This is a genomic window from Alcanivorax sp. UBA3183 (genome assembly GCF_002364155.1).
Lineage (GTDB): Bacteria > Pseudomonadota > Gammaproteobacteria > Pseudomonadales > Alcanivoracaceae > Alcanivorax > Alcanivorax jadensis.
Window position 1 is genome coordinate 1 of record NZ_DEXN01000031.1, and the last position, 6,692, is coordinate 6,692.

4 protein-coding genes are annotated in these 6,692 nt (G+C 59.2%); 1 reads left to right on the forward strand and 3 read right to left on the reverse strand.

Annotated elements, in window-relative coordinates; all coding sequences use genetic code 11:
- Positions 1-32 precede the first annotated feature (32 nt).
- Genes sppA through B3Q33_RS10695 form a run of 3 tightly spaced genes read right to left on the reverse strand, consistent with a single transcriptional unit; the run spans position 33 to position 2,635 of the window.
- On the reverse strand, positions 33-1,007 hold the full coding sequence (gene sppA / locus B3Q33_RS10685; RefSeq protein ID WP_272975361.1) for a signal peptide peptidase SppA: 975 nt from the start codon (positions 1,005-1,007) through the stop codon (positions 33-35).
- Positions 1,008-1,685 (reverse strand): HAD family hydrolase, encoded by a 678-nt coding sequence (locus B3Q33_RS10690; protein WP_272962946.1) that lies wholly within the window; start codon positions 1,683-1,685, stop codon positions 1,008-1,010.
- The gene (locus B3Q33_RS10695; protein ID WP_035247311.1) at positions 1,682-2,635 is read right to left on the reverse strand and encodes an RluA family pseudouridine synthase; all 954 of its coding nucleotides are present in this window, start codon (positions 2,633-2,635) and stop codon (positions 1,682-1,684) included. The genes B3Q33_RS10690 and B3Q33_RS10695 overlap by 4 nt, the downstream gene beginning before the upstream one ends.
- 724 nt (positions 2,636-3,359) lie before the next feature.
- Here B3Q33_RS10695 and rne point away from each other — a divergent pair.
- The gene (gene rne / locus B3Q33_RS10700) at positions 3,360-6,614 is read left to right on the forward strand and encodes a ribonuclease E (RefSeq protein WP_273010273.1); all 3,255 of its coding nucleotides are present in this window, start codon (positions 3,360-3,362) and stop codon (positions 6,612-6,614) included.
- The last annotated feature ends 78 nt before the right edge of the window (positions 6,615-6,692 follow it).

Consider the following 6,692-nt stretch of genomic DNA (forward strand, 5'->3'; position numbering starts at 1 on the left):
CGTAGCTCGTAGCTCGTAGCTATCATTTCATTTCAGCGAATTGCCGGCGCTGCAGACAGGCCCAGCTTGTTGGCTAAGCCTTCCCCGATGGACACCCCGAAACGGCGAACAAATTCCTCAAAGGGCGAACGACTGACGCTGTAGTTGACCATCTCTTCCAGCCCGACGATGTCCCTGGCCACATTACCCGGGCTCTTCAGGCCATCCACCAGGCCCAGCTCCATGGCCTTCTCGCCGGTCCAGAATAGACCAGAGAAGATTTCCGGATGGGTGTCCGCTTTCAGGCGATCACCACGACCGTTTTTTACTGCCGTAATAAACTGCTGGTGGATTTCATCCAGCATCACCTGCATGTGTTTACGGTCTTCCGGGCTGATCGGGGAGAAGGGATCCATCACCGCCTTGTTTTCACCGGCGGTAAGCACACGACGTTCCACACCCAGTTTCTCGGCTGCCTCCTCAAAACCGAAGCCGGCCATGATCACGCCAATGGACCCCACGATGCTGGCCGGGTCCGCGTAGATTTCATCAGCGGCGGAGGCGATATAGTAGGCGCCGGACGCCCCCAGATCGGTGATGGCAGCATAAACCTTTTTCTCGGGATATTCGGCGCGCAGGCGCTTAATGGCGTTGTACACCTGATTGGACTGCACCGGCGAACCACCCGGACTATTGATCTTGATAACAACCGCCTTGCTATTCTCCGCTTCGAAAGCCCGCGTCAGACCGCTTACAATCATATCCGCGCTGGCATCCTGATCCGGCGCGATCACACCGGAGACCGTCACGAAGCCCACATGCTCCTCAGTGACCTTCATGGTTTCTCCGGCCTTGCCCGGCAGCATGATGAATAGCAGCACGAACAGGTAAACGAACGTCAGAATCTTGAAGAAAATCCCCCAGCGACGGGATTTACGGTGCTCATCCTGGGCTTGACCCAGCAGCTTCTCGATGAGTTTCCACTCACGCTCGTTCCCGGGACGGGATGAAGGGGGCTGATTTTCCATTTACAGACTCTCCGTAACCAGTTCAGTCGCTGCCAGCCCTAGCACTGGCAGCAGATGATGCAATCTATCAATGACAGCCAGAGGCTCACAAGGCAACAGTTTCTCTACCGGATGAGCGCCGTAACTGACTGCCACACGGTCAACCCCGGCGGCTCTGGCCATCTCCAGATCAAAGGTAGTATCGCCCACCACAATCGCTCTTTGAGCCGACACTGCCATCTCCTGAAGCAACTCCAGCACCATGGCCGGGTGCGGCTTGGAATGGCTCTCATCCGCACAACGGGAGGCATCAAAATAGCGATCGAGCCCGGTGTTGCCCCATACCCGTTGCAAGCCCTTGCGGCTCTTGCCCGTGGCCACTGCCAGCTTCATCCCTGCTTCCCGCAACCCGGTCAGCAGGGATTCAGCACCGGGATAAAGAGCACTGGGTGTAGCCTCAGCGGCAATAAAGTGAAAGGCATAGCGTTCGCGCATGCGCTCAATGCCTCCAGCGTCCAGCACCGGGTAAAGCGTGCCGATTGCCTCCGGCAACCCCAGACCGATAATGCCGCATACGGTTTCATCGGGCAGTGAAGGGAGACCCAGATCCACCGCCGCCAGCTGCATGCAGCTGACAATCCGTCCGGTGGAGTCCATCACCGTGCCGTCCCAGTCAAAAATCACCAGATCGTAGTTCACCGGGCACCTCGCAGTGTCTTCAGGATGGCCTCGAAATCCTCATCCAGCGGCGCGGTGATGGTCACCTTCTTGCCGCTATTGGGATGGGGAAAGACCAGGTTGCGGGCATGAAGGCACAAACGCTTGTGACCGATGCTGGCGAGTAAAGCAGCCCCCTTGTCGGTGCCGTATTTATCGTCCCCCAGCAACGGGAACCCGCCAAACTGGCTATGTACACGGATCTGGTGGGTGCGACCGGTTTCCAGGGTCGCCTCAACCAGCTGCACATCCGCCAGCCGCTCCAGCATGCGAAAATGGGTGACCGACGCCTTGCCCTCCCGGGACACCCGGACAATGCGCTCGTTGCCGTTCTGCATTTTCAGCAGTGGCGCGTCCATGGTGCGCTCCTTGCCCTTGAAGCCCTGGCAGAGCAACCAGTAACGCTTCTCTACCTCACCGGCCTGCATCAGACGCTGCATCTTGCGCAGAAAGGCACGCTTGCGGGCCACCATGATCAGTCCACTGGTATCCCGGTCCAGCCGGTGGACCAGCTCCATCTCCTTTTCCGCCGGATGAATCACCCGCAGGGCCTCAATCAGCCCCAGGCTCACCCCGCTGCCACCGTGCACCGCCAGACCGGCGGGCTTGTTGAAGATGAAGAGCTGATCATCCTCATAGACACAGGCCCGGCTGAGGCGCTCGGTGAGCCCGCTGCTGACCACCGGCGGGGCCTCGGATTCGCTGGTGCGGATCGGCGGAATTCGCACCACATCCCCAGTGGCAAGCCGGGTAGTCTGGCGGGCGCGCCCTTTATTGACCCGTACCTCCCCGGAACGAATGATCCGGTAGACACGGGATTTGGGCACCCCTTTCAGATGGGTGAAGAGAAAATTGTCCAGGCGTTGACCATGGCGGCCTTCGTCGATGGTCACGAAGCTGACACGGTTCGCTGCGGGGGTCTCGTCTGACATGTCGGCGATTCTATAGAAAAGAGCAATGAATAGTTAATAGTGAATAATTAATAGCTGCATGAATGCCGCACATAACCACCTGAAAGCAACGAAACCGCGTCCAATAAAACTATAAACCCATGATAGATTATAGCTTTTAACTATTAATTGTTAATTATTCACTATTCACTGCCCTGTTCCTATCTGATTGATCTCTCTTGGCTTTTGCTGCTATAGTCAAGCGTCGACCTGAATATAGGCGACGGCGACGCGCAGCGAACATTCGCCGTCTGGCCCGCTCCGGCATAGCCGAGAAGACAGAGCCCGCCTCAGGTCTACAATAAAGCGTTATCGCCCATTCGCAGATTGCAGTGTGGGCAAACGCTGCAGATGAACCCGTTTAAACAGCGTCCGATGACGGACCCTGAACATTAACGATGGTGGCTGCAGCGCCGGTCAAACGACCTGGAAAACAGACAGACAAGAGTTTACACATTGCTGTGTGACAACTAACCACGGCAATCGCGTGAAGCATTACAGGCTGGCCTATTGTCAGTACGATTACGCACTAAACATTGCACACAACTCGGAGAGCCGCTGACTCAGGCACTATAATCACCCAGGAAAGCGATCAAACACGCCCCGCGTGCGCCCTGCCCGTGACAAGCCTGCCAGCACTCCCCCTGGTCTGCTACCGGTTACATTCCGGCCCTGCCTCATGCCACCACAAACTTGTGGTAGCACCATGAAACGTATGCTTATTAACGCCACTCACCCTGAAGAGGTTCGGGTGGCACTGGTCGACGGCCAACGGCTGTATGACCTGGATATCGAACACAGAACCCGTGAACAGAAAAAAGCCAACATCTATAAAGGCAAGATCACCCGGGTGGAACCGTCCCTGGAAGCCGCGTTTGTAGATTTCGGCGCCGAGCGTCACGGCTTTCTTCCCCTCAAGGAAATTTCTCGTCAGTACTTCCAGAAAGACCCGAAAGACATCCAGGGTCGCATCAACATCAAGGAAGTGATCAAGGAAGGTCAGGAAGTCATCATTCAGGTGGCCAAGGAAGAACGTGGCAACAAGGGCGCCGCCCTCACCACCTTCATCAGCCTGGCCGGCCGCTATCTGGTACTGATGCCCAACAACCCCCGTGCCGGCGGTATTTCCCGTCGCATTGAGGGTGAAGAACGCCAGCAGCTCAAGGAAGCCCTGGGCGCGTTGACCATCCCCGATGAAATGGGTGTGATCGTTCGTACCGCCGGCCTGGGACGCAGCGCCGAGGAACTGCAGTGGGACCTGAACTACCTGCTGAAGTTGTGGAACTCCATCGACGATGCCTCCAAGGATCGCAAGGCGCCCTTCCTGATCTATCAGGAATCCAACGTCATCATCCGTGCTATCCGCGACTACCTGCGCAAGGACATCGGCGAAGTCCTGATCGACTCCAAAAAAGTCTACGACGAGGCCCAGGGCTTCGTGCAGCAGGTGATGCAGGACTTCCAGCACAAGATCAAACTGTACAGCGACGAAACCCCGCTGTTCTCTCGCTTCCAGATCGAGTCCCAGATCGAGACCGCCTTTGAGCGCGAAGTGAAGCTGCCTTCCGGTGGCTCCATTGTTATCGATCCCACCGAAGCGCTGGTGTCCATCGACATCAACTCCTCCCGTGCCACCAAAGGCGCGGACATCGAGGAAACCGCCCTGAACACCAACCTGGAAGCAGCGGATGAAATCGCCCGCCAGTTGCGGTTGCGTGATATCGGCGGCCTGATCGTGGTGGACTTCATCGACATGGGTCCGGCCCGCAACCAGCGGGACGTGGAAAATCGCATGCGCGATGCCCTGGAGGCCGACCGCGCCCGTATCCAGCTGGGCCGCATTTCCCGCTTCGGTTTGCTCGAGCTGTCCCGTCAGCGGCTGCGCCCGAGCCTGGGGGAAACCTCCAGCATTGTTTGCCCGCGCTGTAACGGTCAGGGCCACATCCGTGATGTGAAATCCCTGGCTCTGAGCATCCTGCGCCTCATTGAAGAAGAGGTGATGAAGGAGCGCACCGGCGAGATCCAGGCCCAGGTGCCGGTGGCCGTCGCCACCTACCTGCTTAACGAGAAACGCGAACCCCTGCGCGCCATTGAAGATGCGCACAATGTTCGCGTGGTCATCATCCCCAACCAGAATCTGGAAACCCCGCATTTCGAGGTGGAACGGATTCGTGATGACCAGACCATCGCCCAGCCCAGCCATGAACTGGAACTGCTGGAAGGGAACAAGGATGCGGATATCGCCTCCGCCCAGGACACCGAAATCAAGACCCAGGAGCCGGCCGTCAAACTGATGGCACCGGACACCGCCCCGCCGCCGCCGAAACCGGCTCCGGCACCCGCGGCTACCCCTACAGAAAATCTAGGCATCCTGGCCCGTTTCTTCACCTGGCTGGCGCAGATCTTTACCAGCGAACCCAAGCAGCCCAAGGCCAAGAAACCCCAGCCCCAGGGCAAGGGTAGCTCGCGCCAGCAGAACACCCGCGGTGGTCGCGGCGGCAACAACCGCAACCGTAACGACAACCGTAACAAGCAGGATGCAGGCAAGAGCGGCGGCAAGGGTGGCGATAACGATAATCGCAACCCGCGCAACAAACGCCAGAACGACAAGGACGGTGGCAATCGCAAGAGCGACAACCGCCAGTCTGACAATCGTGGCGACAACCGTTCTGCAGACCGCTCCGGCGACAACAAGGACGACAACCGCAACGAACGTCGCGGCCGTAACGACAACCGTCGTAATCGCAACGACAACCGTGGCGGCGACAACCGTAACGACGGTCGCAACAATGAAGGCCGCAATGACGGTCGCAACGACAACAAGGGCGACAAGAGCGACGGCGGCAACAAGCCACGCAACAAGAAGCCCCAGCAGCAGGACAACACCGAAGGCAACAGCGACAGCAAGGGCCCCAAGGCGTCCCGCCGCAACGATGCCAAGGATGATCGTCCGCTGCGCGAACGTCAGCGTCCGGCAAAATCCGCAGCCAATGGCGACAAACCCGCTGGCGAGCAGAAGCCCCAGCAGGCTCAGCCGGCCCGTACCCCTGCCCCGCCAACGGTGATGGACAACGAAGGCCATCCGCCGGCGAAGCTGGTTCCAGCACAGGAACCGACTGCTGGTGAGCAGCCTCAGGCAGCTACCAAGGTTGAGAATACCGAGAAAGCTGAGACTCAAAGCGCTGCCAAGCCGGCACAGGCTCAGGAAACGGCCAAAGCCGAAAAGGTAGAGAAAGACTCCAGCGCGCAAACAGCAGAGCAGCCTGCCGCCCCGGCTCCGGCGCCGAAAGCAGAACCGCAGCCCGAGCAGCAGGTAAAAGCAGAGCCGCAAGTAAAGGCTCAAGCGGAACCGCAAGCTGAAGCGCCCGAGAAACAGGCCGACAAACCGGCAGCGCAAGCGCCTGCTGCAGAGAAACCGGCCCAGGAAAAACCGGCCCAGGAAGCTGAGGCTCCCCAGGCCGAAACACCGAAAGCCGCTGAGCCCAAAGCGGAGCAACCCGCTGCTGCACCGCAAGCGGCCACAACCGATGCGCCAGAGCAACCTGAGCCGCAAGCGCAGGACACGGCCAAGGCAGAAACCCCGACCGAGGCGCCAGCTGCAGAAGCCCCAGCTCCGGCTCAAGCGGAAGACAAGCCGACCGCCAGCGAACCGGTGGCAGAAGAAAGCGCCGCCGAGGACGATGCCACGGTCCGTGCCAGCAATGACCCGCGTCAACCGGGCTACCAGCGCACCGCGCCGGCCCCCCGTGAAGCGGAAAAGCCGAAAGAGGCCCCCAAGCCGGAAGCCAATGAGCTACCCAGCCGGGCCACCGAGGTAAAAGCGGTACGCGCCGAAGCCAAACCCGCCGCCGCAGAGATGGGCCGGGCCAGCAACGACCCGCGCCAGCGCCGCCGGCAGCAACAGGCAGAAGCGGCAGCCGCCGCCAAAGCCGCAGAAGAGGACGCTTCCTCAGAATCCTGAGGTAAGCTGATACTTCGCCCATAAAAAAGCCCCGCTCTTTAGCGGGGCTTTTTTATGGTTCATCGCGGGTTTCCGGGA